The 26963-nt window shown below is 46.6% G+C and carries 31 protein-coding genes; 11 read left to right on the forward strand and 20 right to left on the reverse strand.

The genetic code is table 11. From position 1 onward, the window contains the following. Nucleotides 1-203 precede the first annotated feature (203 nt). The 6 genes from QNM19_RS08015 to QNM19_RS08040 all read left to right on the forward strand — a co-directional run bounded on the left by QNM19_RS08015 (nt 204) and on the right by QNM19_RS08040 (nt 4986). On the forward strand, nt 204-434 hold the full coding sequence (locus QNM19_RS08015; protein WP_049864941.1) for a hypothetical protein: 231 nt from the start codon (nt 204-206) through the stop codon (nt 432-434). A 386-nt stretch (nt 435-820) separates the two neighbouring features. Next, the gene (locus tag QNM19_RS08020; protein ID WP_284026571.1) at nt 821-1981 is read left to right on the forward strand and encodes an RNA ligase RtcB family protein; all 1161 of its coding nucleotides are present in this window, start codon (nt 821-823) and stop codon (nt 1979-1981) included. Beyond that, on the forward strand, nt 1978-2607 hold the full coding sequence (gene prfH / locus QNM19_RS08025; protein WP_049864942.1) for a peptide chain release factor H: 630 nt from the start codon (nt 1978-1980) through the stop codon (nt 2605-2607). The genes QNM19_RS08020 and prfH overlap by 4 nt, the downstream gene beginning before the upstream one ends. Next, complete coding sequence (locus tag QNM19_RS08030) at nt 2604-2933, forward strand: low molecular weight protein tyrosine phosphatase family protein (protein WP_049864943.1); 330 nt, start codon at nt 2604-2606, stop codon at nt 2931-2933. The genes prfH and QNM19_RS08030 overlap by 4 nt, the downstream gene beginning before the upstream one ends. A gap of 153 nt (nt 2934-3086) precedes the next feature. Then, the gene (locus QNM19_RS08035; RefSeq protein WP_049864944.1) at nt 3087-3716 is read left to right on the forward strand and encodes an RNA ligase family protein; all 630 of its coding nucleotides are present in this window, start codon (nt 3087-3089) and stop codon (nt 3714-3716) included. Between the two features lies 1 nt (nt 3717). Continuing rightward, on the forward strand, nt 3718-4986 hold the full coding sequence (locus QNM19_RS08040) for an AAA family ATPase (RefSeq protein ID WP_049864945.1): 1269 nt from the start codon (nt 3718-3720) through the stop codon (nt 4984-4986). A gap of 132 nt (nt 4987-5118) precedes the next feature. On the opposite strand, the gene QNM19_RS08045 is transcribed toward QNM19_RS08040, so the two are convergent. The 10 genes from QNM19_RS08045 to QNM19_RS08090 form a co-directional block, all read right to left on the reverse strand. After that, a complete protein-coding gene (locus QNM19_RS08045; protein WP_049864946.1) occupies nt 5119-5424 on the reverse strand; it encodes a DUF1330 domain-containing protein in 306 nt (101 codons plus the stop codon). A 168-nt stretch (nt 5425-5592) separates the two neighbouring features. Beyond that, a complete protein-coding gene (locus tag QNM19_RS08050; RefSeq protein WP_049864947.1) occupies nt 5593-5919 on the reverse strand; it encodes a hypothetical protein in 327 nt (108 codons plus the stop codon). A 51-nt stretch (nt 5920-5970) separates the two neighbouring features. Then, nucleotides 5971-6552: a rhomboid family intramembrane serine protease gene (locus QNM19_RS08055; protein WP_049864948.1), complete on the reverse strand. Its 582-nt coding sequence runs from the start codon at nt 6550-6552 to the stop codon at nt 5971-5973. Between the two features lie 88 nt (nt 6553-6640). Continuing rightward, nucleotides 6641-6967: a YbaB/EbfC family nucleoid-associated protein gene (locus QNM19_RS08060; RefSeq protein WP_010381780.1), complete on the reverse strand. Its 327-nt coding sequence runs from the start codon at nt 6965-6967 to the stop codon at nt 6641-6643. A 67-nt stretch (nt 6968-7034) separates the two neighbouring features. Continuing rightward, nucleotides 7035-9557, reverse strand: a complete 2523-nt coding sequence (gene dnaX, locus QNM19_RS08065; protein ID WP_284026572.1) for a DNA polymerase III subunit gamma/tau — start codon at nt 9555-9557, stop codon at nt 7035-7037. 6 nt (nt 9558-9563) lie between these two features. Next, complete coding sequence (gene apt / locus QNM19_RS08070; RefSeq protein ID WP_049864949.1) at nt 9564-10109, reverse strand: adenine phosphoribosyltransferase; 546 nt, start codon at nt 10107-10109, stop codon at nt 9564-9566. Nucleotides 10110-10274: 165 nt separating this feature from the next. After that, on the reverse strand, nt 10275-10397 hold the full coding sequence (locus QNM19_RS08075) for a hypothetical protein (protein WP_010381788.1): 123 nt from the start codon (nt 10395-10397) through the stop codon (nt 10275-10277). Nucleotides 10398-10545: 148 nt separating this feature from the next. Next, nucleotides 10546-11292, reverse strand: a complete 747-nt coding sequence (locus QNM19_RS08080; RefSeq protein WP_049864950.1) for an HvfC family RiPP maturation protein — start codon at nt 11290-11292, stop codon at nt 10546-10548. Continuing rightward, nucleotides 11292-12128: an HvfB family MNIO-type RiPP peptide maturase gene (locus QNM19_RS08085; protein ID WP_049864951.1), complete on the reverse strand. Its 837-nt coding sequence runs from the start codon at nt 12126-12128 to the stop codon at nt 11292-11294. The genes QNM19_RS08080 and QNM19_RS08085 overlap by 1 nt, the downstream gene beginning before the upstream one ends. A 25-nt stretch (nt 12129-12153) precedes the next feature. Beyond that, nucleotides 12154-12588, reverse strand: a complete 435-nt coding sequence (locus tag QNM19_RS08090) for an HvfA family oxazolone/thioamide-modified RiPP metallophore (RefSeq protein WP_049864952.1) — start codon at nt 12586-12588, stop codon at nt 12154-12156. Nucleotides 12589-12753: 165 nt separating this feature from the next. Between QNM19_RS08090 and QNM19_RS08095 the strand changes: the two genes are divergently transcribed. After that, on the forward strand, nt 12754-13746 hold the full coding sequence (locus QNM19_RS08095) for a tRNA-dihydrouridine synthase (RefSeq protein ID WP_049864953.1): 993 nt from the start codon (nt 12754-12756) through the stop codon (nt 13744-13746). Nucleotides 13747-13781: 35 nt separating this feature from the next. Further along, nucleotides 13782-14135 (forward strand): TraR/DksA C4-type zinc finger protein, encoded by a 354-nt coding sequence (locus tag QNM19_RS08100; protein ID WP_284026573.1) that lies wholly within the window; start codon nt 13782-13784, stop codon nt 14133-14135. On the opposite strand, the gene QNM19_RS08105 is transcribed toward QNM19_RS08100, so the two are convergent. The 9 genes from QNM19_RS08105 to QNM19_RS08145 form a co-directional block, all read right to left on the reverse strand. Beyond that, on the reverse strand, nt 14122-15150 hold the full coding sequence (locus tag QNM19_RS08105; RefSeq protein WP_049865934.1) for a hypothetical protein: 1029 nt from the start codon (nt 15148-15150) through the stop codon (nt 14122-14124). The two genes, QNM19_RS08100 and QNM19_RS08105, sit on opposite strands and share 14 nt — an antisense overlap. Nucleotides 15151-15348: 198 nt before the next feature. Next, a complete protein-coding gene (locus tag QNM19_RS08110) occupies nt 15349-16611 on the reverse strand; it encodes a tetratricopeptide repeat protein (RefSeq protein ID WP_049865935.1) in 1263 nt (420 codons plus the stop codon). Nucleotides 16612-16623: 12 nt separating this feature from the next. Further along, complete coding sequence (locus QNM19_RS08115; protein ID WP_021032687.1) at nt 16624-17238, reverse strand: energy transducer TonB; 615 nt, start codon at nt 17236-17238, stop codon at nt 16624-16626. Continuing rightward, the gene (locus QNM19_RS08120; protein WP_010381814.1) at nt 17238-17642 is read right to left on the reverse strand and encodes an ExbD/TolR family protein; all 405 of its coding nucleotides are present in this window, start codon (nt 17640-17642) and stop codon (nt 17238-17240) included. Before QNM19_RS08120 ends, QNM19_RS08115 begins: the two co-directional genes overlap by 1 nt. Nucleotides 17643-17656: 14 nt before the next feature. Then, complete coding sequence (locus QNM19_RS08125; protein ID WP_010381817.1) at nt 17657-18181, reverse strand: MotA/TolQ/ExbB proton channel family protein; 525 nt, start codon at nt 18179-18181, stop codon at nt 17657-17659. Then, nucleotides 18181-19545, reverse strand: a complete 1365-nt coding sequence (locus QNM19_RS08130) for a MotA/TolQ/ExbB proton channel family protein (RefSeq protein ID WP_049865936.1) — start codon at nt 19543-19545, stop codon at nt 18181-18183. Before QNM19_RS08130 ends, QNM19_RS08125 begins: the two co-directional genes overlap by 1 nt. A gap of 6 nt (nt 19546-19551) precedes the next feature. Further along, a complete protein-coding gene (locus QNM19_RS08135; protein ID WP_010381823.1) occupies nt 19552-20322 on the reverse strand; it encodes a DUF3450 domain-containing protein in 771 nt (256 codons plus the stop codon). A gap of 395 nt (nt 20323-20717) precedes the next feature. After that, complete coding sequence (locus tag QNM19_RS08140) at nt 20718-21365, reverse strand: CatA-like O-acetyltransferase (RefSeq protein WP_049865937.1); 648 nt, start codon at nt 21363-21365, stop codon at nt 20718-20720. 53 nt (nt 21366-21418) lie between these two features. Next, the gene (locus QNM19_RS08145; RefSeq protein WP_049865938.1) at nt 21419-22459 is read right to left on the reverse strand and encodes a Leu/Phe/Val dehydrogenase; all 1041 of its coding nucleotides are present in this window, start codon (nt 22457-22459) and stop codon (nt 21419-21421) included. Nucleotides 22460-22992: 533 nt separating this feature from the next. Between QNM19_RS08145 and QNM19_RS08150 the strand changes: the two genes are divergently transcribed. Continuing rightward, a complete protein-coding gene (locus QNM19_RS08150) occupies nt 22993-23154 on the forward strand; it encodes a hypothetical protein (protein WP_284026574.1) in 162 nt (53 codons plus the stop codon). A gap of 158 nt (nt 23155-23312) precedes the next feature. Here the strand turns inward: QNM19_RS08150 and QNM19_RS08155 are convergent, their stop codons facing one another. After that, the gene (locus tag QNM19_RS08155; RefSeq protein ID WP_058795727.1) at nt 23313-24839 is read right to left on the reverse strand and encodes a fumarate hydratase; all 1527 of its coding nucleotides are present in this window, start codon (nt 24837-24839) and stop codon (nt 23313-23315) included. A 225-nt stretch (nt 24840-25064) separates the two neighbouring features. Here QNM19_RS08155 and pabB point away from each other — a divergent pair, with 225 nt between their 5' ends. Both pabB and QNM19_RS08165 read left to right on the forward strand, forming a co-directional pair. After that, nucleotides 25065-26408: an aminodeoxychorismate synthase component I gene (pabB, locus tag QNM19_RS08160; protein WP_284026575.1), complete on the forward strand. Its 1344-nt coding sequence runs from the start codon at nt 25065-25067 to the stop codon at nt 26406-26408. After that, nucleotides 26405-26962 carry a CoA pyrophosphatase gene (locus QNM19_RS08165; protein ID WP_049866015.1) on the forward strand — a complete coding sequence of 186 codons (558 nt, stop codon included), beginning with the start codon at nt 26405-26407 and terminating at the stop codon, nt 26960-26962. The genes pabB and QNM19_RS08165 overlap by 4 nt, the downstream gene beginning before the upstream one ends. The last annotated feature ends 1 nt before the right edge of the window (nt 26963 follow it).

The raw sequence follows: 26963 nt of genomic DNA on the forward strand, positions 1-26963 counted from the left end.
AAGTACAATAGACAACTAAAAAACAAGACTGATTAACACGATACAATCAAAACCCTGATATGGAGAGTTTCTTACACAACGAAAAGTTGGACAAAATCCAGCCTGATCACATATTATTAAATTTATTCACATTTAATGACATTAGGCCATTAACTAAATCGTTATTTGTGGAAGGATCATAATAAAATATGAAGGAAACTAACATGAAAAAGCTTATTGCACTTACGACCCTGGCTGCCTGTCTGTTCTCGCTTAGCACCACAACGCAGGCAAGGGGCAGCAATCCCGGAGATTTCCGTTATTATCACTTCCAATGCCTGGACAGTAATCAGGTTCAACTTTGGTTCAGGATTTCACAGACCTATAATCCAACATTTGCCACCAGCTGTGAAAACGATGGTGGCAGACTCAAAGTCACCAAAGTGTTCTGGTAGACACCAAATAGGCTCCATTAAGCCATGATGGCCATACTTACTTCATTGGCCATTTTCAGCATAGTGCATATCCCAGCGGCGGAGAAATGATCTCACTTTTGCTTGCAATCACAAAAAAGTATCAATAGACTGTGCCCGTTCGAAAGACAAACGAACATTAATCACCCAATTTATATCAATCAACCGCAGAGGAGAAAAATATGACTAATACATCACGTTCCTTTGCAGGTCTTGTCCGCTAATTAGCTGAAAGCGACTAACTTCCTTTAGCTTTCTGACAAAACTATTACCCGGTCTCGCCATTATGAACAGGCGAGTAAATAGATCTGCCAATTCGTTTTACATTAAAAATTATAGTGCTCTTTTAAGAGCAAGGAATTGGTATTATGGGCAGATCCGTCCAACAAATTACACCCAACGTCAGCCTGATCGCGTCTGAAGAGACCTGGATTGAGGGTTTGGCAATTCAACAACTTAAAAAAACATCAGAGTTAGCTGGTATGCAGCAGGTTGCCGGTATGCCGGACCTACACCCGGGCAGAGGCTACCCGATTGGCGCGGCATTTTTTACCACAGATCGGATTTACCCTGCTCTGGTCGGCAACGATATCGGTTGTGGTATGTCGCTCTGGCAAACAGCAATGAAAACATCAAAAGTACACCTGGACAAGCTGGTCAAAAAGTTTGCCCATGTTGAGTCCCCACTTGATGAAAGCTGGCACGACTATGTTGCAGAGCGAAAACAAGCAAAGCAAATAGAAAACAATCAGTTTGATCATGCTTTGGGCACGATTGGCGGAGGTAATCACTTCGCTGAGTTTCAGTCCATTGACCAGATCTACGACCTGACAACCATTAATGAGTTAGGGCTGGATAAACGCAGCTTGCAACTACTGGTGCATTCAGGCTCTCGGGGGCTTGGACAATCAATTTTGGTCGAGCATGTGTCCAGGTTCAATCACGCAGGGCTAGCTCACTCAGATAGCGCATTTGGAGCGTATCTGACCAGACATGATGAAGCACTGCGCTGGGCAGAGCTGAACCGTGAACTGATCGCACTGCGGTTTCTCGAGGCAATCCGTACCAAGGGCACGTGCGTACTGGATATAAACCACAATCTGATGTCACCCAAAACACTGGCTGGTGTTGAAGGCTGGTTACATCGTAAAGGGGCAACCCCAAGTGATAAAGGGTGCGTAATGATCCCAGGTTCGCGCGGTGATTACAGTTACCTGGTAAAACCCAAAAACACCACTGAGCCACACCTCAGCTTATATTCACTGGCACATGGCGCCGGCAGAAAGTGGAAACGGGGCGAGTGTCAGGGGCGCCTGAGTCATAAATATAAGCGCGATGACTTATATCGCACTGAGCTCGGTAGCCGAGTGATCTGTGGCAACAAAGAGCTGCTTTATGATGAAGCGCCACAAGCGTACAAAAAGTGTGAAACCGTGATTGCTGATATGGAGGACGCAGGTCTCATTGACGTTGTTGCCCGCTTTAAACCGGTATTGACCTTTAAAACCAATGGAGACTGTAACGGATGATTTTACTGCAACTTTCTTCCGGACAGGGCCCGGCGGAATGCTGTCGGGCTGTGGCCCTGGCTGTGAGTCATATCACGCGACAATGTCACAAAGCTGGAGTCGGGCTAACTGCGATTGAAACGACCTTCTCCGACAACAAAGAAGGATACAAGTCCATTTTGCTCAGATTGAATTCTGCTGATGGTGATGCCATAGCTTCACAGCTCGCACACCAGTGGCAAGGCTCAATGCTGTGGGTATGTCAGAGCCCGTACCGGCCAAGGCATAAACGCAAAAACTGGTTTTTTAGCGGCACAGTTACAAAGCTAGATGAACATTCAATGAGTCAACAAATCACCTTTCAGCGCTGTCGGGCTTCGGGTGCAGGTGGCCAGCATGTCAACACCACAGATTCTGCTGTCAGGGCAACACATACCGAGACAGGGATCAGCGTCAGAGTCCAAAGTGAACGTAGTCAGCATGCCAATAAGCGGATCGCCATCGCCCTCATACACAACAAACTGGAGGCAATGAAATCCCAGCAACGACATGATCAGGCCAAAATGCGCTGGCAGCAACACCAGACACTTGAAAGAGGTGCGCCAAAGCGCACCTTCACAGGTGAACAGTTTAAGGAAAAACGATGACCAATATGTTGTTTGTATGTTCGAGAAATCAATGGCGCAGTCCAACAGCTGAAAAAATCTGGCGGACCCACCCAACAGTCCGCGTCCGCTCAGCAGGGACCAGCCCCAGAGCCAGGCGAACCGTAACGGCGAAAGATCTGCACTGGGCGGAAATCCTTTTTGTGATGGAGAATAAGCACAAGGCACAGCTCAAAACCCGCTTTGCCGCGGCACTGCAGCACAAAGAAATACACGTCCTGGACGTTCCCGATGAATACGCATTGATGGAGCCTTCATTGGTTGAGCTCATACAACAATCAGTCTCAGACTACCTGGATTTAGTCTGATCACCACACCGTATATCTGATAAGGAATAGAACAATGTAACACCCTCTCACAACCACATTAAAGCCGCCCATGAGTTGACTTATGGGCCCAGGAGACGCCTTTCGGCCTCGCCTGCCCCTCAAATTTAATGAATTAAAATATGGTGTTACAAGATGAGATACAAATATCCCCGCACCCCACACTTGCCCTGGTCTTTGGGTGCGACCAGCGATGATTTACATCAGGGTAGTGTGATGCAATTTGCAGGTAAAACAGTGGTTGTCACTGAAAAAATGGATGGTGAGAATACAACTCTTTATGCTGATTACCTTCATGCGCGTTCGATTGACAGTCGCTTTCACCCATCCAGAGCCTGGGTTAAAGCGCTACAGGGTAAAATAGGCTACCAAATACCCCAAGGCTGGCGCATCTGTGGAGAAAACCTTTTCGCTCGCCATGCCATTGAATACACAAGATTAGAGAGCTATTTTCTGGCCTTTTCTGTGTGGGATAACAGTAACCAGTGCCTGAGCTGGCAAGACACTCAGCTTTTTTTGCAGCAACTGGGCTTAACGACACCCAAAGTGCTCTACTCAGGTATCTGGTGTGAAAAAAGCATCAGGGACATCAAATTGGACCTTCAGAAGCAAGAGGGATATGTCGTCAGACTGGCAGACAGCTTTGCTTATGATGACTTTGCGCAAAGCGTTGCAAAATGGGTCCGAGCAGATCATGTGACCAGTGACACGCACTGGATGCATTCGGCTGTGGTGCCAAATAGCCTGAAATCACAGGAGGATTGACATGAACCGACTCCAGGAAACCCATGCATGGCTTAACAGCCTGATGGAAACGCATACACCCAGTTTCGCTGAATGCCTGAGCATATTAGGACCCTTCTTCCCGCTTTTATACGAGCTGGAGAACACTGTGCAGGATAACCAATGGCATGCTGAAGGCAATGTGGCTATTCATACTGACATGGTGCTCAACGCCCTTTATCAGCTTCTTGAAAGCCAGGCCGCGCATATCAAAGGGCAACAACGTCAGATACTGATTTTAGCTGCCCTGCTTCATGATATTGCCAAACCTATTACAACCAGAGAAAAAGACATTGCAGGTGTCACACGGGTGGTGGCCCCCAGGCATGAAGAAATAGGCACCAGTTATCTGGCACCAAGATTACCGCAGCTGCCAATAAGTCAACCCTGTATCGAGCAGGTCATGGCGCTGGTAGGATATCATCAGATGCCTAAGCTGCTGGTCGTCAGAAACGCTGGCTATGCGGATTATTTACGCCTGGCGTTAAATGCGGATCTGGCATTACTCTACTGGCTGGAAATGGCTGACATGCAGGGCAGAATCTGCCCTGATTTACCTCAGCAAGTAGAATTACTCGAGCTGTTTCGTATGTTTGCGCAAGAATATGAACTCTGGGAAAACGAACAGGCGAAACATGCGCTTCTGACACAGATCCAGGTTAAGGATGATGCTGCACAACAGGTGTATCTGGACGGGTATGCCATCAGGCAGCTCGCTCATGGTCAGATAAACCTGATAGAGGAAGCTGTCGCCAAAAACTATGAGTCGTGTCAACATTATGCGCACTTATACATTATGTGTGGTATCAGTGGCAGTGGAAAATCGACCTGGATACGCCAACACTTGAGCGAATTTGAGGTGGTTTCTCTCGATGAGATCCGCGAAGAACTCAACGGCAAAAGAAGCAGCCAGAAAAATCAGGGGCTCATGCTGCAAACAGCCAAACAGCGCCTCAAAACCGCGCTGGGCAAAAAGCGACATGTCGTCTGGGATGCAACTAACATCCGAAAGGATTTTAGAGAAATGATCTGTCAACTCGGATTGCAATATGGTGCGCTGATCACAATTGTCGCATTTCAGCTGACAGAATCGGCTCTGTACGCCAACAACAAAAACAGACACCATACCGTGTCAGACGAGGTACTGAAATCACAAGTCGACAGGCTTCAGTGGCCGGCCAAAACTGAGGGTCATCGCATGTTGGTCATTGGCGACCAGGGGGTTGAACTAAGCAGATCCGGGCGCTTTTAAATCCCTGAGCGCACAGCGTAATTGCCAGAAAAGGGAACTTAGCTATTTACCCCACCCTATCACGCAGTGTCGCACATAAACGCAACAAGCGTGTTGAATTACCAACACGCTTGTTGCATTCACATGTCGAATTCAGATCTGTTTCTCATACTCAGAAATAATTGTGGTGTGTGTAACAGATGCATCGAAGTATCGAGCTTTGACCTGTAAATAATCTTCATCAGAGAAAAAACGCTCGGACGCCTCTTTACTTGGAAAGTGGATAGTGAAAACCCGGTTAATCAGTGCACTAGTCTCGGACTTGAGGACTTCACTGACGATAAAGTCGTATCCGAACCCACCATGATACTGACTTAAAATAGGCTTCATCGCTGCGCGATACTGCGTATATACCGCATCATCCGATACGGCTAACCCGACTAAATATTCATACACCATTATCTTTCCTTTCCTATATAGGGGAATTAGTTAAACTCAATCACGTTCTCAATTGTTCGGCAACTCACTACGCTGCCACCTATACCAGACCCAATTTTCGACCTGTCCATTGAACTGCTATAGATTAAGCGCCCTGACCACGAGGCCTTCACTTAGCACCTTTTATATTTAATGCGCGGACCAGTTGAGTAAAGTCGGACGGTCGCCACTACAAAGGTCATCAGTAATACGCATAGCCACTGACTTATCAGCCACCCATATAGCCAGCAGTGCTGAATAATGTGTCGCCCCTGGCTCCTTCGAAGTGTCAATCGCAACAACATTATTTCTCGGGTGTCCGCATCCTTTGGAGGTATGGGGTTTATCTAGCGTGATCGTAAATTGATTACCATAAAACTCGATAATTTGAATTTTCGCACCACTGACCTGGCTTATTCCCGCTTGAGTAAACATGGAAGCCATCGCCAGCGTGCCCATCAGGAGATATTTTTTCATAATTTTTCTCTAAAGTTATATCGTCTTACAGCATTTTAGGCCGTTGTCAGCCTATTCCCCGCTCGTGTTCATGTACTTTGTCTTCGTAAAATAAGCGACACTTAATCCGCTGATAAAACCAAAAATATGGCTTGAACTGCTCGTTTGTGCAGAAAAATCAAACAGGGTCGCTAAAAAACTGATGTTGGCGTAATAAGTGAGTATCAATAAAGCGATAAAGCTCACAATACCCAGCACATTACGGTTAAACACTGCTGCGCCAAGCAGTAAACCAAAATAGCCCATAACCACACCGGATGCACCAATGTGATTACCTGAACCAGCAAAAAGCCAGACAAGCGATCCTGTCGAGATCACAATGAACAAGGTTGCCCTTTTAAAGTTAGGCAACCTGGCAGCCAGATAACCACTGATAGACAAGCCTAACAGATTACTCGCCAAATGGCCCCAGCTACCATGGATAAAAGGCGCAGTAAACACACCGCTCAAATGATTGATACTTAATGGGATCACGCCAAAACGCCCTACAGGTAAGCCAAAGACGCTGCCTAACAGGTGTATTAGGATCATCAGGATCATCGCATAAACGACCCACATAAAATTGGGTGGTAAAACCAATGCGCGCTTACTCATTTTTATCCTTATTATTTTGGTACCAAGAGTTGCTAAATCTGAGGCAAAAAAATAGCGCCATCTGGCGCTACTTCTCTTTTACTTTCAATTAGAAAGGCATTTTGAATCCCGGTGGCATCTGCATACCGCCGGTGACTTCTGACATGCGCTTTTGCGACTCTTCGCCTACGCGGCGTACAGCGTCATTGACCGCAGCTGCAAGCAGGTCTTCGATCATGTCTTTGTCATCTTCCATCAGGCTTTCGTCGATTTCTACACGGCGCACGTTGTGGCTACCCAGCATAGTGACTTTAACCAGGCCAGCACCGGCTTCGCCAACAACTTCAAGGTTTTTAATCTCTTCCTGGGCTTTTTCCATGCGCTCTTGCATTTGCTGCGCCTGCTTCATGATATTGCCCATTCCACCTTTAAACATATTCTGCTCTCTTACACTTCAAAAATTAAAATTCTATGGGATACAAGATAAGGGCTTACTCTCGCAATTACAATGCCCTTACCGATTTTTCATCGACCGAGGCCTCAAACTCACGGGTAAAGGCCTGGATCACGGGGTCATGATTAACCGCATCAACCGCCTGAAGGTATCTCTGCTGATCAATATCCTGCTGGATCAAAAACGGGGTGTTTGCTACCGTGTCAACGAATTCGATATTCAACTCGACCGATGCATTTAGTCGCTCAGTCAGACTTTCATGCAGTTTCTCTCTGAGCATACTGGAGTCCAGATGCTGCTGGCTTTGCTCCACCTGCAATGTACAGTGCTGGTCCTGGCGATTAAACATGGCATGCAGTGCGAACTGCCTTACCCGGCCACCGAGCTGCATTTGTTCAATCATCTGCGCCCAGTCATCTTTTTGATGGGCGAATTTAATATCGCTGATTGGGCTGACAAAATTCTCTGGTGCAGGAATATCCAGTGTGTTTTCCTGCGTTTCTTGCTCGCCCGGAGCTTGTGGTGCTAGTTGCTCAAGCAGCTCAGGCGCCAGCTTACTTTCATCTTTTTTAAAGCGCTCAGCCATATCTGGCTTTTTAGCTTTACGAACCGGTGCAACAGGCTGAGAGCTTTGCTGCGGCTGCGTTTGCTGAGGCATTGGCGCTTGCAGCTGGGTTTCCGCAGGTCCACTTTGCACAGGCTCTACTGGCGTTGGCGGGAAATGTCTGCCTGATGCAACAGCGCCGGACTCAGGTCCAGCTCCCAGCTGTGGCTCAGACTTTTTTCCTTCGTCCTCTCCTCGCAATAACTTACCCGCGCCGGAAATTTGCCGGTTTTGTAATATCCGAGCAATGGCCGACTGCGCCTGCTGCTGCTTTTGTGCAAGTTGCTGAACCGGTGCGTGCTCCGGTTGTTGACTTTGATCCAATGCCGGATCCGATTGCTGATGCGCTGGCATTGGCTGAGACTGAGGCTCGCTCTGGTACTGCTCATACCCCTGAGATTCGGCCTGAGCCATAATGTCCTGGTATTGTTGCTCAATCGAGGCATCGCCCTGCATCGGCTGAGGTGCTGAAGGAGGAGTCTGTTTAGGAGCTGCGCCTTCACCCTGAATAACTGGTGCCACTCGCTCTGGCATGGCCTGCGATACCGGAACTTTGTGCGCAGGGACTTCTGCTTGGTGAGCAGTAACTGGTACATCATTTTGTTGCACCTGTGCAGGTTGTTGCACCTGTGCAGGCGGAGCACTCTGATGTGCCTGCGTTGCGCCTGACTGTGCAGCCACTTCCGCATTCTTTTGCGATGCGGGCTGCGGATCTGGCGTTACCGCCTGACTTTGCGTTGTTGCACTATGATGTTCAGGGGCAGATGCACTGGTTTGAGCCTGTGGGCCACGTGGCTTCGAACTCAGCATGTCTCTGAGTTTGCTGACCTTTCCAGGATCTTTTGCAGCTGCGACAGGTACTGAACCAGCCGGCTGGCTAAAGTCAGCCTGTTCAAATGCCAGCAATCTCAGCATGATCATTTCAAAGCCCAGCTTAGGCTCAGGCGCCCAGCTCAGATCTTTTTTTCCGGTCAACAATAACTGATACATAAACTGGGTGTTTTGCGGCGTTAACTGCTGCGCCAGCGTCTTTACCTGCTCAGCCTCAAACTGACCAAAATTAGCCGCCTGAGGAACCAACTGAGTTAACTGCACCAAATGCAGTAAGCTAATCAAATCATCCAATACGCTGGAAAAATTACCATTTTTGAAGGCGATGTCGGCAACTTCCGCCAGTAAGGCTTCCCCATCTTGTGACAGTACAGCTGCCATCAGTAATACCGCATGACTACTGTCCATCAGGCCAAGCATTTGCTGTACTGCGGGTAAACTCAACTGACCATTGGTTTGTGCAATCGCCTGATCGGTCAAGCTGAGCGCATCACGCATACTGCCGTCTGCGGCTTTAGCCAGTACTTCTAGCGCGGGCTCTTCAAAATTGACAGATTCCTGAGGCAAAATTTGCGACAGTTGCGTTACTATCTGGCTCTGTGCCATCGCATTGAGGTTGAACTGCAAACAGCGCGATAAAATGGTGATCGGTAATTTTTGCGGATCTGTGGTCGCCAACAAAAACTTAACGTGCTCCGGTGGCTCTTCCAGAGTTTTAAGCAAAGCATTAAAGCTATGCTTGGACAACATGTGCACTTCATCGATGAGATACACTTTGTAGCGACCACGAGTTGGCGCATATTGCACGTTGTCCAGAATTTCTCTCGTGTCTTCAACTTTTGTGCGCGATGCAGCATCTATCTCGATGAGATCAATGAACTTACCAGCTTCGATCTCTTCACACGCACTGCATTGACCACACGGGGTGGAGGTGATCCCCACCTCACAGTTCAGGCTCTTGGCAAAGATCCTGGCAATGGTCGTTTTACCCACTCCACGAGTACCTGTGAACAGATAGGCATGATGCAAACGTTGCTCATTCAAAGCATTAATGAGCGCCTGTTTAACATGTTCCTGCCCCATCATCTCGTGGAACGACTGTGGGCGCCATTTACGCGCCAGAACCTGATAACTCATCGTGCGTTACTCGCCGTCAAACTCGACCAGTTTAAGCACTTTAATGCCCATGTCTGTAACACGCTTCTCACCGCCCAGTTCTGGCAATGAGATAACAAAAGCGGCATCGGTTGCTTTACCGCCAAGGCGCTCAACCAGTTTTGCAGTCGCTTCAATGGTACCACCGGTTGCCAGTAAATCATCAACCAACAGAACTTTATCGCCCTGCTCTATAGCATCAGTATGCAGCTCTAGCACATCTTCACCATACTCAAGCTGATAAGATTGACTAATCACTTCGCGTGGTAACTTACCAGGCTTACGTACCGGAATAAACGGCAAACCCAGTTCATAAGCCAAAGGCGCACCAAAGATAAAGCCACGAGACTCAGTACCAATGATTTTGGTGAAGCCCTGATCTTTGTAAGCTGCAACCAGGCAATCCATCGTTGCTTTAAATGCTGCCGGGTTAGCCAACAAGGTTGTGACATCACGGAACATGATCCCTTCTTTCGGATAGTTAGGAACCGTTGCGATGCTGTCTTTAATCAGTGACAAATTTGCTTGTGTCATAATTGAATGCTTAATAAGTTTTAATATCAAAGAGCTCGATTATAACAAGAAAGCATTCACATGAAATGCCAGGAGGCAGGATTTTGCGATAAATTCACAATCTTCGGATAGAAAAAAACCACCCAATCGACAGGTGGCTTTTTAACTCTAGGTTCTATGTAGCGATTAAGCGCTCAGTGCGGTAGCCCAGCCTAGAATTGCATTCAGGCAACCAATGCCAGCAAATACAGCGATAAAAGCCAGGAAATACTTCGCGTTGAACGGATCTTTGAAATCACCTTTAGACATATTACACCTTTATTTATTAAGCGCTGGGTGAGCAAACAGCCTGACAGAGGACAAAACTGCCCAGGATCAGCCGCTTGTCCTGCACTCAGCATAAGCACGACAAAACGGCGCCCATAATAATCGAACTTAACAAACTGATAAAGGGGAATTATGCTTTTTTATCGACCAATATGCCAAGACGAACAAACTGACTGAGCGTCTGAATTGCGCCATTGATCAGGGTCTCTTCATCAAATTGGCTAAATTGCTCAGCCAGATGTGCAGCCAACGCACCGATGGTTATCCCGGGATTAACAACAATGTTTTGGATCAGCAATGCCGTCATTGGATTAGTTTCGATAAATTGTACGTCAAATGCTCTGTCGCGATAAACGATAAAACAATGAGGGCCAGAGGTGCTCTGAGGTTGATAGTCACACGTTATCTGATGCACAGGATACTGATAACTTACACTGCGTGCAGCCTGTGCCAGATGCAGCCCCGACTGCTCAGACAAAGGCAGCGGTATTGGCAACTCTGCTTCGGCTTCCTGCACAATCGCGACTTCTAACTCGGTCCATTCATAGTGGGCCAGTTCGAGCATAAAAGGCGGATCCGCAGGTGTGGATGTATACCCTTCTTGCAGAAAGCCCAAAAACTCCCGGCTAATATCCAAAAAGTAAGGAGACAGGCAGTCGTGTTGGCTAAAGAATGCTCGCACCAAAGTTAGCCATGCTTGTTCATCATAGAGGCTTTTTAGTACCGGAAATGTAGAGGCGACAAATCCTTCAATATTATTGAAAAATAGCTCGCGATAAACTTGCATGCGCCTGTCTTCAATGTCTTTCGGCGCAGGGTTTTTGCTAGGATTCTTAATGTGGGCCATAAAATCGGCCTGGATTTGCTGAAATGACATCAGGCGATCCCTCTTTGTGACTTATCCAGACGCTGCACGGCATGGATCTGATCCACCTCATCCAATAACTGAGGCATAGGGGGAATGTTGAAGTCTCGTTCAAGCAAAGTCGGAAACACACCATGTATGCGATACGCCTCCTGCAATAGCTGCCAGACAGGGTCGCACACTGCATCGCCATGCGTATCGACGAGCAGATCCTCTACCTCAACATAATGACCGGCAATGTGGCCATATGCAATCCGCTCACTGGGCATCGCAGCTAGAAATGCGCTGGCATCATAACCATGATTAATTGAGTTAACGTAAATATTGTTCACATCCAGCAGTAAATCACAATCAGCTTCTTCCAATACCGCCAGGGTAAAATCCAACTCTGATAATTGCTGACCAGGTGCTGCGTAATAGGAGACGTTTTCTACCGCGATACGACGCTCCAGGCGTGCTTGCACTTCCCGGATCCGTGCAGCGGTATGCATGACGGCTTCTTCAGTAAAAGGGATCGGCATCAAATCGTACATGTGTCCGTCCCCTGAACAATAGCTCAAGTGTTCGCTGTAGCAGCGTATGTTATGTTGGCTAAAAAAAGACTTCAGGTCACTGACAAACTCGGTATCTAGCGGTGCCGGTGATCCAAGTGATAATGATAAACCATGACAGACAAATGGGTGCCGGGCCGTTAACTCTGAAAACTGAGCAGCGTATTTGCCACCGAGCGTCATCCAGTTTTCTGGTGCGACTTCGTAATAGTCTACCTGCTGAGGCGGCGTAGCCAGAATCTCATCCAGCATTTCACGCCTCAGGCCCATGCCCACCATACCAAACGGTTTATTCATTATCACTCCTTAGCCTGATCACAAATTATGCGTGGCCACCGCATTTGCCTTCACCACACTTACCTTCTTTTTTGGTTTTGCCACCACATTTACCTTCGCCGCATTTACCTTCTTTTTTACCTTTGGCATCGCCGCCACATTTGCCTTCACCGCATTTGCCTTCTTTTTTGCCTTTGGCATCGCCGCCACATTTACCTTCGCCGCACTTGCCTTCTTTTTTACCTTTGGCATCGCCGCCACATTTACCTTCGCCGCATTTGCCTTCTTTTTTGCCTTTGGCATCGCCGCCACATTTACCTTCGCCGCATTTGCCTTCACCTGCGTCTAACTGATAACCAGCTGTCATCTGCTCAAAGCTAAATGGGTTAGCAGCAGCCTCTGGTGCGCTCAATGTAGCCGCAGTAACGACAGCAGCACCTAATGTCATTGCAAGTGTGTTAGTTTTCTTTACTGATTTCATGTTGTTCTCTCTCAATCGGTAGCAATAAAAAATGGATGATTCGCTTAGTAGACCACGGACTGAAGATATTTATTTCAGCATTTGAGAAATTTTTATCTCCATTTCCCTATTAATAATCTGCTCCTCTCGTATAGAATAGCGCGAATTTTTTCTGGTGCGGTAATAATGAAACTATTTTTGGCCCCGATGGAGGGCGTTGTCGATTTCAAAATGCGCGAACTGCTCACCGATCTCGGTGGGTTCGATATGTGTGTCACTGAGTTTATTCGTGTTGTAGACCTGACACTGCCGCGCCGTGTTTTTGTGCGTTACTGTCCTGAACTGCTTAATGGCGGTTTAACCCGCGCAGGCACGCCTGTGCGCATTCAGCTGCTTGGCCAGGTGCCCCATGCATTGGCCGCGAATGCCAGAAAAGCCGTAAAGCTAGGCTCTCACGGTGTTGATCTTAATTTTGGGTGTCCGGCTAAAACGGTCAACAAGAGTAAGGGCGGCGCAGTCCTACTCAAAGAGCCTGAGCAAATATATCAAATCATTCGCGCTGTTCGCGAAGCGGTGCCGCAAGAGCACGAAGTCAGTGCCAAAATTCGGCTCGGCTTTGACGACGATGCAAACAGCACCGAAATTGTCGACGCCGTGCAAAGCGCAGGTGCATCCAGTCTGGTGATCCACGCCCGCACCAAACGAGATGGCTATAAACCGCCGGCCTACTGGGAGAAAATCCCCCCGCTTCTGGAACGACTGACAATTCCTGTTGTTGCTAATGGCGAAATCTGGCAGGTAGAAGACGCAATGCGTTGCCAGCAGCGCAGCGCCTGCGACAATCTGATGTTAGGCCGGGGCGCATTGGCTACCCCAGATCTGGCAGCCAAGATAAAAGCACACGTCGAAGGACGAGACTACCGTCCACTAGAATGGCAGGAAGTGGTTTATCACATATTACATTCCTCAATGCACCAGGACCCTGGAGTGGGTGAAAAGTACTTTTCATCACGCACCAAACAGTGGCTAGGATACTTAAAGTTACAATACCCTCAGGCTCATACTTTATTCGATGAAATAAAACGTCTGAAAAGCAAAGATGACGTTGTATCCGTGCTGGATAAATACGCAAAGTCCCCGCTGCTTGATTCAAATCATAACAATGAGCCGACTGCCTAATAGATAATGGATGCTCAGAAAAGGAGAAGAGCGCCATGAATGAGAATTTAAAGAATCACTATCAGGTAAAACTGCAGGCTGAGCTCGACCAGATCCGACACGAGTTTCTTGCGGATTTGAAACAAGCCAGTAACCATGCGACCGAGGCGTTGATCAGCACACTACAGTCAGCGCCACCACACGAATGGGTCGATATCGCGACCGACAGGATCTGTCCGGGTCAATTTCCGAACTTTGAACGCCTGGTCAAAGTAGAAGCCGCGATTTGTCAGATGGACATAGGCCAGTTTGGCTACTGCTGCGACTGTGAGAAAAAAATTGAAGACACCCTGCTCGCCGTTGATCCGGCCGCACAAAGGTGCCTTGAGTGCCTGGCTAAGCTGAAGTAATTTGCTTCAACAGCACAAAGCTGGTTGCAGGAAAGAAAAGGATATTCTTTAGCACAACAAAGGCCTGGTCTTCATTCAGCGCTAACCTAGATTGCAGTGCCAACAGAGCTTGTTTTTGTGACCACGCAAAGTAATGCACCCCCAAATCCACTTCCATCATGACTGTGGCGAATTGAAGTTCGCCTTTAGTCCACTTGGTATCACACTGACTGGCAGTTTGGCGCAAAGATACGAATTGGTCCCGCCAGTTTAAACCCGCAGCTTTATCGCACTTAGCCAGCAACTGATGTACCAAAGGATCACTGGTCTTGTAATTCACCTGTACCATAACGTCCCAGGTATTACTCGTGACACTCTGTAACTCACTCAACAAGGATTCAGGCGCATTAACAGTGCCACTATAGAAATTGAGCTTGCTCTGGTACCACTCTTTACCGTTCGGCAGCTGGTACATGCCCAGTGACGATCTGACCCGATAACTTTCCAAATACTCCATCAGCTGCCTCGCAGCTTGTGATTGTCTGGTTACCTCAGGCGTAAGATGTTCAAGCAACTGATTTCTTTCTAACCGGTTAAGCACTATTTTACTTTCCCGGGCTTCGTTAAGACGTGACTCTACATATGTGTACCAGGTATCCAATTGAGAAGACGACACACCTCGCTCTTGTGCAACCTTGGGGAGATTAATATGTACCGGCCAGGGTAAAAAGCGTTCTGGGTATCTCTGCTGTATGCTCAGATACTGAGCTTCCTGCACCGCTACTTCCCCGAAACTAGTCAGATCTGCGCGCAGCAAAAGATCGTGGCGTTTTCTCAAATAAAGTTCAGTAAAAGGCAATCCGGCAAGCTCATTCTCAGCCAAGGCCTGTAACTGACTTGTTGATGAAAACCAATTAAGTTGTTTGAGCTGCGCAGACAACTCTGTGTAAGGGAGGTTTACTTGCGGTTCAGTACAGCCGCTCATCATAGTCAACAGCACAAGTGCTGAGGACACGTAACGCCGAGAGGTTTTCATGTCGGTTTATCCACTTTGTTTCACGTTGCAGATATGCACTAGGCACAGCTGATCCCAATCGGGTTAGATTATAACAAAGATAAGGAGAGGTTTTAGTACTTAAATCAGAGTACTAAGGTCGAGAGTAGCATTGTTGATGACAGCGTTAGGCGAGCTGGGGCTATAAAAGCAAAAAGCCCCTTACGGGGCTTTTTCGACTTAAAGGCTGATGCCTTTACGCTGTGCTTTCTCTTTGATGAAAGAGGCCCAGCTGCGAGCAAATTTACGTGTTCTAGGATCTTCCTGAGCCTTAACAATCGCAGTATATGCTTGCTTATACTTTTCCTGATAAAGGTAAGCTTCCGCTAAATCAGAGTAGATTGTACCTTTTTTATCAGAACCCAGCTCCAACGCTTTGTTCAAACGAACAACGGCTGCGCTGTACTGCTGATCCTGAAGTAACAAGCTACCTGCTTTACGGTATAACTCAGCATCTTCGTCGAACTTTGCAGCTTCTTCATAGTACTTAGCAGCATCACTGATGTGCTTAGCCTGATGATAGTAGCTTGCAACTGCCGTCACGTTTTGCTTAGTGCGCTTAACCTTCTCCTCTTTGACCGACTTTTCCATCACCTTAGCGGCTTTGTATGGAATTTCGTTCAATGAGTAGTAGCTGCTCAGAATTTTATAATGGTTTTCTTTTTCAAAATAACCATTTTTATAAGCCACTTCCATCACGGTCTGACCTTTTTTATAGTCTTCCGTTTGCATGTAGAAGGAGCCCAACTGAGTCCACATTTTCGGGTCTTCAGGGAATAGTTTCACCAGCTCTTCAGCCACCTTTACGGCGTTTTTAAACTGCTTAAGCTCAAAGTAAGAACCAATTTTAAGCATGTAGAATGACTTATTCGGTTCTTCTTTGTTTAACGCAATTGCCTGGTCCGCAGGCTCAATCACATCTCTGAACTGCTTGAGTTCATAGTTTGCTTGAGCAATACGGCCATACACTTTAGCGTCTTGTTCGCCAGTGAAATCCATCCAGTCGTAGTAAGCTTTCTTGGCACCGTCGTACTGCTCAGTACCAATCAGAAGGTCACCCAACAACTTGATAAGATCGCCCTGATCTTTAAAGTTCAACACATCAGGCGCAATCGCCTGACGGATGTACTTAATTGCTGTTTGATACTCTTCTTTCTGAGCATACAAGTTACCCAGGTAACGGTTTACCGTAGCGCGGTCGAAATCATCAGACGCGTCGATCTCAAGCAATAATGCAATTGCTTCATCAACTTTGTCTTCGTTATACAAGTCGAACGCTTTGATAACCTTTTTACCAACTCGCTCACCCATAACCTTGGTTTTGGCATTTTTACGCGCTTCGATCTTTGCAGGATCTGGAGCGGCAAACGCGGCAGTGCTTAACGCACCGCCAGCCAAAGACATCATCAGAGCAAGAGCTGTTGCTTTAGACATTTGCTTCATACCTTACTCCTATTAGTCTTGGTTAAGTTTAAAGTCGAGTTGTACAGTAATACCTGGTTGTTTCTGAGGCTTACCATCAACAATTTTAGGTCTGTACTTCCATTTGCGAAGCGCACGTTTTGCTTCACGGTTGAAAATACGCTTTGGTTCAGCATCGATGATCTCAATGTCATCTACACCGCCCAGCTCATTGATAGTAAAGCGCAGCTGTACCCAGCCCTCTTTACCATCACGCGCTGCTTGAGGCGGATACTTAGGTTCGATACGAACGATAGGTGTTGCTTCACCGTCACGACCGAAATCACCAGGACCACTTAAACCACCAGCTGTGCCACCGATGTCGATGCTAGGCATGTTAAAGCCAATTGCACCTGCATTTGGGTTAGCATTCTCAGGCTGAGGCGGCTGCGGTTTAGGCGGCTGCTTTGGCGGTGGAGGAGGTGGAGGCGGTACACGCTTCCTCTCCTGCACATCTGATTCAGGCGGATTCGACATAATCTCGACTATGATCTCTTCCTTCTTGTTATCAGCCCTATCCGCTCCTCCTGAGATAAGATAGGACATAAAGAAGAATAAGCCGAAGGTTACTGCCCCACCTGCAAGAAGTGAAAACAGAAATCGAATCATCACTTAGCTCCAGCTATTGAAATCTTCAAGGCGTCGTCAGTTGCCTTAATCTGGTCCATTACCTTAACAACTACACCGTGTTTCGCGCCTTTATCCGCCTGGATAATAACGGTCTCGGTTTGTTGCTCAGCTAACAGATTTTCAAGGTTCGCACTTACACGCTCAACATCAACCTGACGCTTATCCATCCAAATCTCACCGTTTTCACGGATAGCGATGAAGATGTTCGCGTTCTTAGTTTGTTGTGCCTGCGCAGCTTTTGGCTTTTTAACTTCAATACCGGCCTCTTTAACAAAAGAGGTAGTAACGATGAAGAAGATCAACATGATGAATACGATGTCAAGCATCGGGGTCATGTCTACTGCTGCTTCTTCTTCCTCACGAAAACGTTGTTTACGTGCCATAATAAAATCTCTCTCTAGTGATGTGGCAAGCTATCAATTAGTTTCTCTTTAGCCATCTTCGCTCTCGCTTCAAGACGGGTGCTAAAGAATACACCTGATAGTGCCGCAACCATTCCAGCCATTGTTGGTATCGTTGCCATTGAAATGCCTGAGGCCATCAATCGAGGGTTACCTGTACCTTGTGTAGCCATGGTTTCGAATACCGAAATCATACCTGTTACTGTACCGAGTAGACCGATTAACGGACACATTGCAACCAATGTTTTGATAATCAACATGCGCTCATCTAATTTTTCAGACGCTTCAGAAATCCATGCATCGCGGATTCTGTGTGCGTACCAAGATGTAGTATCTTGGCGGGCATCCCATCTGCTTACTATCCCCTTTTTAATTTTAGGAAATTCAGCCAATAGGAACCAATAGCGCTCAATCATTAATACCCACATTAGAAAGAGTGCTATCGCGACCACGTATAATACATCGCCGCCTGTAGCAACAAAATCCCTGATAGATTCCCACGTCTCCACCAGGACTAGCATTATGCTCTCTCCTTCTCCGCGTGCGCAGCAACGATACCCGCGCTTTGCTCGTCAAGAATGTGTAGGATAGATTTACTACGACCCGCAACGATAGCGTGAAGTAGGATTAACGGTAGCGCAGCAATTAGACCAAGCGCAGTAGTAACAAGAGCTAGAGAGATGTTACCTGCCATGATCTTCGGATCACCAGTACCAAATAGTGTGATTGATTCGAACGTCAAGATCATACCAACAACCGTACCTAGTAGACCTAGTAGCGGTGCGATAGCTGCAAGGATCTTGATGATGTTGATACCAGCTTCGATGCGAGGCGTTTCACGTAGAATTGCTTCGTCAAGTTTAAGCTCAAGGTTTTCAACGTCTTGGTTCTTGTTGTCATGGTACACTTTCAAGATACGACCCAGTGGGTTGCTGTCACTTGGGTTGTTAGCATTCTTGATTTGCGCCTTGATCTTCGCACCAACCAGCATTAGGTCTAGGAAACGAACAACAGCGATTAACGCACCAAGAGCCAACAATGCAGTGATGATGTAACCTACTGTGTCACCTTGGTGCCAACGTTCTTCAACAGTTGCACGCTGAGTGTTCAGACGTAGGATAGCACCACGCGTTGGGTCAACAACGAAAGGTGTGTACTGGTTAGCAGACGTGCTCAGAAGATCAGCAACAGTTGCCAGAACGTCTGAAGAAGGTTGCTTACCTAAAGGTACGATTTGTTTGTTTTCTGCATCGTAAACAACGTAGCCGTCTTTAGTTACTAGGTTGAAGTTACCAACACGAGTTACTTGTTTAACATTGATGTCGCCGCTTAGTTCTGCTACTTCAGATTCGAAAGTAGAGATCTTTGCAGACTCAGTCATTTCAGTTTGGAAAGCAATCCAAAGCTCTTCCAACTCGCGAGTAGTTGGTAGTTCTTTAGCAGCTGCCAGTGAACGAAGTACTTCTGAACGTCCAGGCTTTTCAGCACTGATGATTGACGCTTCGATAGCACCGATTGCTTCAGCAGCGTTACGACGTACCACACCGAACATCTCACCCAGGGTACCCTGTGCGTTAAGTAGTTCAGTTTCTTTCTCAGCAAGTGTTACTTCGTTTTGCTTGAATTCCTTGTTAAGACGCTCACCACGTGCTTTTTCAGCAGCAAGGTCACGCTTAGCTTTGTTCAGCAAAGCTTGCTTGTCAGCACGATCTGACAGGAACTCTTGTTCGCGAGCTTTGTTGATTTTACCTTCAGAGATACGGTTCTGCTTTACTTGCTCAAGGATTTTATCCAGAGACTCAGTGCTTGCATGTGCGTTCAACGCGCCACCAGCAGAAACTGTTAATGCTGCAGCAACGGCAAAACCTTTAAATAGTTTCTTCATGTTTTATTACTCCGCGCCGAAAATAGGTAGTTTAACTAGTTCTGGGGCAGCCTGACCACGTGCGATACGGATCATGTCTTTGATAGGCTTCAGATATTCTTCACCTAACTGATCCCACTGCTTGCTGCTGGTGTTCCAAACCCACGCTTGCTTCTGGTCAAAAGACTGAGCAACAAATGCGATACGGCCTAGACGGGCGAAGTCAACATTGATGTTTTTACCGTTGATCTCAAGAGAACCTTGAGAAGCAACCATTGCTGAACCATAGTTGGTTTCAATGCTGTATGCTTCAAGTACCTGACGATATTTTTCAGACGTCGTTACTTTTGCATTAGTAAGTGTCTCACGTAATCTCTCAATACGCTCTAGACGCTTTTCAGTATCAAACGGCACGTCCGCTTTGATGAATTGCTCGAGTGTATCAATCATGCGATACATCAAAGGCACAACGTCTTGCTTAGTTTTATCAACCGTCGCGATCTGACGTTCTAGAGATTCGATATTTGCATTTTGGTCTGCAACCAAACGTGCTACGTGGTCGTTGTAAACTTTCAGAAGTTCTGTTTCGTCAACAATTCCACGGTACTCAGCTACCATTTCGATAGTTTGACCGTAGATACCATCAATCTTGTCTTGAGACTTTTTAGCAGCCGTTTGAGTTTGCTGACCTACTTTTTGTATGTCATTCAAAGGATCTGCCATCACATTGCTGCTTGCAATTGCCGCTGCGCCAAAAAGCGCTGAAGCTACAAGGCTCTTTCTGATTTTAACAGACATAGTTCCCAACCAATTAAGTAATGTTACTTTTATAATTTTTGCACTCTCTTAGAGAGTACCCCGGATACTTTTAGCAGTATCAACCGTGCAATAATGCTAAATGCTATTGCCCATGTCAACTTCATGTTTAAAACAATTTTTGCTTGTCGCGATGAAATAAATTGAAAAAAAACATTGTATTAACAAGGAAACCAAGAATAAAAACCTTAAGCACTTATATTTCATACACAAAGCAACTTTATTTACATTTTATTACAGCTATTTAGCCCTAATCTATCGCTTTAATTTTGCACAATTCAGTAATTTATTTCGTTTTTAATATCAAGGATCTAGGCATTTTGTGAACACTTAACATTCACCTTTGCGCAACAGCAAAGATAGCCAGCGAGGAAGGCTTAGCCTGATAACTGTTCACACAATAACCTGCATTGTATTTCTATTTCCTGGATAAATTCTGCTACATGTAAGCCGTCCATCAAAGCATGGTGCACTTCAATAGAGAATGGCAATTCACCTGTTTGTACATCAAAGCGTCCGAAAACACACTTTGGAATGCCAAGGTTATCTTTTGCGCTACGGGCATGACTAAAGCTACTGAAATCCAACCAAGGCAAAATGGATAAATAAAGCTGCTGTGGAGTTTCAGAAGTCGCCAAAAAGTGTTCACTAACCAAAGGCTGTTCCAGATACACATTTTTCTGCGCTACATTCTCTTTAATGTAGTCGTGGATATCATCACAAGCAACCAAAGGCACGAATCGAAAGCTTCTGTCTTCACGCAAAAATACACAACTCATCTCAACTTGATCAACAACGCAAGGGTGGCTGTTCATTATCCTGTAGCGAATAGGTTCGTAATTTTGACAGGCTTTACTTAGACAATACAAATAACTAAAGGTAAAGGAGAGTTGCTGTTGCTTGCACAAGGTGTATAGCTTGCCCACCTTAAGGCGAGTAGTAATATTAAAATAAGGCTGTTCGAAACCAAGGTAAAAGTCAAAATGTTCGGCTCTGGGCCAGTCTGAAGGGGTAATTTTTTTCATAATTCAATACAGAGGGAGTAATCCCCCTCTATATTGATTGCATCCGCGTGCGATTACAAACCGTTTGCGATGATCTCTTGTGCCAGCTCATCAGCGATCAGGTGAGTTGACTTTTGCTCAGCATCAGAACGAGCAAAGATTTCAGTCAGGGTGTCATAGATGCCTTCAACGTGCTTAGTTGCGGCTTCTTCGCTGTACCCTTCAGGTTTTGTCTCATAATAGACATTGATGATTCCACCCGCGTTAATGACATAATCAGGTGCATACAACACACCCTTTTCACGCAAGATCTCACCATGTCTTGATTCTGCAAGCTGGTTGTTCGCGCAGCCCGCAATAATGTTTGCCTTAATACGAGGGATAGTCTCATCGTTTACGGTTGCACCCAGTGCACACGGCGCATAAACATCCACATCCAGGTCGTAGATTTCATCAATGCTCACCGCAGTTGCACCAAAGTCGTTCACAACTTTATCAATCGATGCCTGATTAATATCGGTTACAAACAGCTGCGCACCCGCTTCGTGCAAGTATTTACACAAAGTGTAAGCAACTGCGCCTAGTCCCTGAACAGACACTTTCACACCAGACAGGTCTTGATGCCCATGTTTGTGTTGGTAAGCAGCCTTAATACCCAGGAACGTGCCCAATGCAGTGAAAGGCGACGGGTTACCACTTTTGCCTTCGAGACCCATTACATAATTGGTCTCTTTATGCATTGTCATTACATCACCCGTGGTAATGTTAACGTCTTCTGCTGAATAGTAACTACCACCGAGACGTTCGAGGTGTTTGCCAAATGCTCTGAATAACGCTTCAGATTTGATTTTCTTAGCATCACCAATGATCACAGATTTACCACCACCAAAAGGCAAACGCGCTACGGCGTTTTTATAAGTCATGCCCTTCGAGAGACGTAAAACGTCATAGACTGCATCGGCATCATCTGCATAGTCCCACAGGCGACAACCGCCTACCGCAGGGCCAAGCTTAGTATTATGAACGGCAATGATTGCCTTCAAGCCCGATGCTTCATCAGAACAAAAAACTACTTGTTCGTGGTTATCAAATTCAACTTGGTTAAATACAGCCACTTTGTTTGTTCTCCGTTATAGACTGACTTTAAGTCAGATAGCGCTGAAATTGATCGAACTGTATCACTAACTCCCTAACCAATCCACAATATGAGTTGATATTGACCTTAAAAGCGTTAAACCTGCCTTCATGATACATAAAATAGCCATATATTGGCTTGATTATGCAGCTCATTTGACTATATGAGTTTAATTCTTCACTATTTTCACGATTTTTAGAGGTTAATCTTTACGTAAACGTCAACACCATTGAATGTGTATGGTTATTTGTACGATAAGAGGAGGTCTGATGAGGGCGTTACATCAAGTCATCACCCCTCATCAGGAAGCACCCTATTGAGCGCAATGTTTTAATCAGGGGTAGCAATAGTGCGCAATGTCGTCTTTCGTGGCTCTCTGATAAGAGCAAACTGTCAGATGTCCGTTTTCAAATCACATCACAAGAAAATGCTTGATTAACCGAATTTTTGAATACAATATACCATTTAAGCAATAACCAAGATCACTTAAAATAACTTTGTAAGGATATAAAAATGAAACTTAAATTGACTAAAAAGCCGCTCAAATTGCTTAAACCTAATCTGGTTGTTTTTGATGGTAACAAAACCAGACTGGTTGCAGGCGGAGGATTGCCAGGTATAACTGAGGGATCTAACTGCGCGAAAATTACCTATAACTCTCAGTGTTGTAACTAGCGCCAGTTGTATACAGAGTAGCAGCGCCTGTAACAGGCTAGCGGATATACCATTGAACTCAAAAGCTTGTTGAAATTCCGGAACAATTCATAAATCATTATTTGAGTACGGTGTTGTTAAAGGGCGGTATTTTACCGCCCTATTTAACCTACCTTGTTTTATTTTAACTTGCTATCCAGCTCTTCAATCTTAGCTTTCCAAATTGCCGGACCCTGAGTGTGCGCGTTAACACCGTCACTGTCTACAGCCACTGTGACAGGCATATCTTCTACCTCAAATTCGTAGATAGCTTCCATTCCCAGGTCTTCAAACGCAACGACTTTAGATTTCTTAATCGCTTTAGCGACCAAATATGCAGCACCACCCACAGCCATCAGATAAACGGCTTTATTTTCTTTGATGGATTCTACTGTCGCTGGGCCACGTTCCGCTTTACCTATCATGCCGATCAGGCCAGTCTTCTCTAACATCAGATCAGTGAACTTATCCATACGCGTCGATGTTGTTGGACCAGCAGGACCAACCACTTCGTCGCCTACAGCGTCTACCGGGCCTACGTAGTAAATAAACTTGTTGGTCAAATCAACCCCTTCTGGCAACCCCTCGCCTGAGTTGATCATGTCCTGCAAACGCTTGTGTGCTGCATCACGACCCGTCAGGATCTTACCAGATAGCAACACGGTCTCACCCATTTTCCAGTCCTGGATATCTTCTTTGGTGATTTCATCCAGGTTAACACGACGTGTATCTTCACCAACTTCCCACGTTACTTCTGGCCAGTCTTCCAGCTTAGGCGCTTTAAGATCTGCCGGGCCGGAACCATCCAGGGTGAAATGTACGTGACGTGTTGCAGCACAATTTGGGATCATCACAACTGGCTTAGACGCAGCGTGAGTAGGCGCAGACTTAATTTTAACGTCAACCACTGTTGTTAAGCCACCTAAGCCCTGCGCGCCAATGCCGAGTTTGTTTGCACGTTCGAAGATTTCAAGACGCAGTTTCTCTTCCGCTGTTTGCGCGCCACGCTCAAGAAGTTCATGAATATCAACCGGATCCATCAATGACTCTTTCGCCAGAACCGCTGCTTTCTCTGCGGTACCACCGATACCAATACCCAGCATGCCAGGCGGACACCAGCCTGCGCCCATTGTTGGCAGTGTTTTCTCTACCCAGGCAGCCACATCGTCTGATGGATTAAGCATGACCATTTTAGTCTTGTTTTCAGAGCCGCCACCTTTGGCAGCGATCATCACCTCAACTTCTGCGCCCGGGACCATATCAATGTGGACAACAGAAGGCGTATTGTCTTTGGTATTTTTACGAGCACCAGCAGGGTCGGCAACGATTGACGCACGCAATGGGTTATCCGGGTTGGTATAAGCGCGACGTGTGCCTTCATCTACCATTTGTTGAACAGTCAAGTCTGTTTTATCCCATTTAACATCCATACCGACCTTTACAAAACAGGTTACGATACCGGTATCCTGACACAAAGGACGCTTGCCCTCTGCTGACATACGAGAGTTAATTAGGATCTGGGCAATGGCATCTTTAGCCGCTTTGCTTTGCTCTTTGTCGTAAGCCTTTTCTAAAGCTTGCACGAAATCCAACGGGTGATAATAAGAAATGTATTGCAATGCATCTTCGATGCTGTCAATGAAGTCTTGCTGACGAATAGTACTCATGACGGTTCCTTTATTCTCCGGCCTGTGACGAGGCAAACCGGTGTTTATTGAGAGGCGCGATTATATACCATCTTGCGATGAGTGAGTATCGCAATCATAGATTAGCGACCAAAGTCCTGCTCTTATCTAAAATCGCTCGACGGAATACAAGGAAACGCACTAGGGATTCAATGACAATTATGATACCCTCCTCGCCCGTTTCGGGCTAGCATTCGGGTTCAGTAAATGACAAATCCAAGTAGTAATTCCATTGAACTAGACATTTCTTTGTCAACCATCGAGGTGTTTGACACCCTCGCCTCCCAGCAACTGGCAATCTTACTCGATTCCAGTGATGCCAATCACGAAAATAGCCGCTTCGATATCATGAGTATCAACCCACTGTGCATACTAGAAGCCAGAGAGGGTCAGTTTTACCTCGATGGTAAGCAGGTTGAGCAAGATGGCTTCACCATAATGCAAGACAAGCTCGCAGCGCTCGACTCAGCCTCCCATATAGATATTCCCTTTACAGGAGGATGGCTCGGTTACTTTGGCTATGACCTTGGCCGATATATAGAGACCCTGCCTCAAATTGCGAAGCAAGACATTACACTGCCAGATATGATAGCTGGTCTGTACCCTGATGCTCTGATACGCGATAATCTGCACAATCGATGGTACTTTGTTACGCAATCAGGATACAACCGGCTGGATACTTACCTGTCACTGATTCAAAATGGTTGCAGTAATAGCGCTCCCTTCAGACTCACCAGTCGCTGGCAGGCCAATATGACCCAGTCAGAATATGCGCACAAATTTGCCCGCATTCATGAGTACCTGAAAAGTGGTGATTGTTACCAGATAAACCTGGCACAAAGATTCAGTGCCGATTATCAGGGGTCTCCCTGGCAGGCCTATAAAACACTGCGCGCCAATAATCAGGCACCTTTTTCTGCTTTTATTAATCTTGAAGAAAATGCCATCGTGTCTGTGTCACCAGAGCGCTTCATCTCAGTACGCAATGGCCAGGTTGAGACCAAACCAATCAAAGGTACATTGCCCAGAATACACAGCGACAAACATGCAGATGCGCAGCAAGCCAGCCGATTGCAACAGAGCCCCAAAGATCGCGCAGAAAATGTGATGATTGTAGACTTGCTACGCAATGACCTTGGCAAAGTGGCGACACCTGGTAGTGTGCAAGTGCCTAAGCTATTCGAAATTGAAAGCTTTCCCGCAGTACACCACCTGGTAAGCACAGTGACCGCGCAATTAGCTGTAGGTAAAACAGCTGTTGATCAGCTCAAAGCCGCGTTCCCGGGGGGGTCAATCACGGGAGCGCCGAAGATCCGAGCAATGGAAATCATCGAAGAACTAGAACCGCACCGACGCAGCGCCTATTGCGGCTCCATTGGTTATCTGAGTGCCTGTGGGGCCATGGACACCTCGATCACTATCCGAACCTTAGTTTGTCATCAGCAAAAAATTCACTGCTGGGCCGGTGGAGGGATTGTCGCAGACTCAGACTGTGAGTTAGAGTATCAGGAGACTTATCACAAGGTGAACAAGATACTCCCCGTCCTATGAATCTACAACATGTCATCAGCCGCTTTAGTTTAAGTGCTTCGGATCAGGCGCCTGCTTCAGGGCAAGGACAAGAAAGCGCTGTTTTAGTCCCCTTGCTTGAGGTAGGTGGGCAAGCTTCCGTGTTGCTATGTAAGCGCAGTGCCCAGCTGCGCAGCCATCCAAGTCAGCTCTGTTTTCCGGGTGGTAAGGTTGAATTACAGGATAAATCGGTGATCACCACGGCATTACGAGAGAGTCAGGAAGAAATTGCCCTCGATCCGCTACAAGTTAACCCGGTCGGTATTTTGCCTTTGCATACGACGCTGACCGGCTTTCGTATTACGCCTGTGCTGGCAACCTTAGCGCAGAGCGCGACCTGGCAAACCCACAGTGATGAGGTGGAACAAGTGTTCACCCTGCCCTTATCTTTACTCGCACAACAAGGGATCTGGCAACCGGTTCAAACTCGGTTGCGCGGAAAAACAGTGACCTTCAATGCTCTTATGACAGAACATGGATTGCTTTGGGGAGCCACAGCGAAGATTGTTCAGCAATTACTTGCCAGGGTGGCCTGAC

Origin of the sequence: Pseudoalteromonas ardens, assembly GCF_030125445.1 — a bacterium.
GTDB lineage: Bacteria > Pseudomonadota > Gammaproteobacteria > Enterobacterales > Alteromonadaceae > Pseudoalteromonas > Pseudoalteromonas ardens.

Excerpts from the sequence above, each read along its gene's own strand:
- pabB (WP_284026575.1), top strand. The coding sequence starts at position 25,065 with ATGACAAATCCAAGTAGTAATTCCATTGAACTAGACATTTCTTTGTCA.
- QNM19_RS08090 (WP_049864952.1), bottom strand. The coding sequence starts at position 12,588 with ATGAAATCAGTAAAGAAAACTAACACACTTGCAATGACATTAGGTGCT.
- QNM19_RS08080 (WP_049864950.1), bottom strand. The coding sequence starts at position 11,292 with ATGTCATTTCAGCAAATCCAGGCCGATTTTATGGCCCACATTAAGAAT.
- QNM19_RS08085 (WP_049864951.1), bottom strand. The coding sequence starts at position 12,128 with ATGAATAAACCGTTTGGTATGGTGGGCATGGGCCTGAGGCGTGAAATG.
- QNM19_RS08125 (WP_010381817.1), bottom strand. The coding sequence starts at position 18,181 with ATGCTAGTCCTGGTGGAGACGTGGGAATCTATCAGGGATTTTGTTGCT.
- QNM19_RS08060 (WP_010381780.1), bottom strand. The coding sequence starts at position 6,967 with ATGTTTAAAGGTGGAATGGGCAATATCATGAAGCAGGCGCAGCAAATG.
- QNM19_RS08135 (WP_010381823.1), bottom strand. The coding sequence starts at position 20,322 with ATGTCTGTTAAAATCAGAAAGAGCCTTGTAGCTTCAGCGCTTTTTGGC.
- dnaX (WP_284026572.1), bottom strand. The coding sequence starts at position 9,557 with ATGAGTTATCAGGTTCTGGCGCGTAAATGGCGCCCACAGTCGTTCCAC.
- QNM19_RS08115 (WP_021032687.1), bottom strand. The coding sequence starts at position 17,238 with ATGATTCGATTTCTGTTTTCACTTCTTGCAGGTGGGGCAGTAACCTTC.
- QNM19_RS08045 (WP_049864946.1), bottom strand. The coding sequence starts at position 5,424 with ATGGTGTATGAATATTTAGTCGGGTTAGCCGTATCGGATGATGCGGTA.
- QNM19_RS08075 (WP_010381788.1), bottom strand. The coding sequence starts at position 10,397 with ATGTCTAAAGGTGATTTCAAAGATCCGTTCAACGCGAAGTATTTCCTG.
- QNM19_RS08015 (WP_049864941.1), top strand. The coding sequence starts at position 204 with ATGAAAAAGCTTATTGCACTTACGACCCTGGCTGCCTGTCTGTTCTCG.
- QNM19_RS08055 (WP_049864948.1), bottom strand. The coding sequence starts at position 6,552 with ATGAGTAAGCGCGCATTGGTTTTACCACCCAATTTTATGTGGGTCGTT.
- QNM19_RS08130 (WP_049865936.1), bottom strand. The coding sequence starts at position 19,545 with ATGAAGAAACTATTTAAAGGTTTTGCCGTTGCTGCAGCATTAACAGTT.
- QNM19_RS08050 (WP_049864947.1), bottom strand. The coding sequence starts at position 5,919 with ATGAAAAAATATCTCCTGATGGGCACGCTGGCGATGGCTTCCATGTTT.
- QNM19_RS08040 (WP_049864945.1), top strand. The coding sequence starts at position 3,718 with ATGAACCGACTCCAGGAAACCCATGCATGGCTTAACAGCCTGATGGAA.
- QNM19_RS08140 (WP_049865937.1), bottom strand. The coding sequence starts at position 21,365 with ATGAAAAAAATTACCCCTTCAGACTGGCCCAGAGCCGAACATTTTGAC.
- QNM19_RS08100 (WP_284026573.1), top strand. The coding sequence starts at position 13,782 with ATGAATGAGAATTTAAAGAATCACTATCAGGTAAAACTGCAGGCTGAG.
- QNM19_RS08105 (WP_049865934.1), bottom strand. The coding sequence starts at position 15,150 with ATGAAAACCTCTCGGCGTTACGTGTCCTCAGCACTTGTGCTGTTGACT.
- QNM19_RS08030 (WP_049864943.1), top strand. The coding sequence starts at position 2,604 with ATGACCAATATGTTGTTTGTATGTTCGAGAAATCAATGGCGCAGTCCA.
- QNM19_RS08035 (WP_049864944.1), top strand. The coding sequence starts at position 3,087 with ATGAGATACAAATATCCCCGCACCCCACACTTGCCCTGGTCTTTGGGT.
- QNM19_RS08165 (WP_049866015.1), top strand. The coding sequence starts at position 26,405 with ATGAATCTACAACATGTCATCAGCCGCTTTAGTTTAAGTGCTTCGGAT.
- QNM19_RS08155 (WP_058795727.1), bottom strand. The coding sequence starts at position 24,839 with ATGAGTACTATTCGTCAGCAAGACTTCATTGACAGCATCGAAGATGCA.
- QNM19_RS08020 (WP_284026571.1), top strand. The coding sequence starts at position 821 with ATGGGCAGATCCGTCCAACAAATTACACCCAACGTCAGCCTGATCGCG.
- QNM19_RS08095 (WP_049864953.1), top strand. The coding sequence starts at position 12,754 with ATGAAACTATTTTTGGCCCCGATGGAGGGCGTTGTCGATTTCAAAATG.
- QNM19_RS08120 (WP_010381814.1), bottom strand. The coding sequence starts at position 17,642 with ATGGCACGTAAACAACGTTTTCGTGAGGAAGAAGAAGCAGCAGTAGAC.
- apt (WP_049864949.1), bottom strand. The coding sequence starts at position 10,109 with ATGACACAAGCAAATTTGTCACTGATTAAAGACAGCATCGCAACGGTT.
- QNM19_RS08150 (WP_284026574.1), top strand. The coding sequence starts at position 22,993 with ATGAAACTTAAATTGACTAAAAAGCCGCTCAAATTGCTTAAACCTAAT.
- QNM19_RS08110 (WP_049865935.1), bottom strand. The coding sequence starts at position 16,611 with ATGAAGCAAATGTCTAAAGCAACAGCTCTTGCTCTGATGATGTCTTTG.
- prfH (WP_049864942.1), top strand. The coding sequence starts at position 1,978 with ATGATTTTACTGCAACTTTCTTCCGGACAGGGCCCGGCGGAATGCTGT.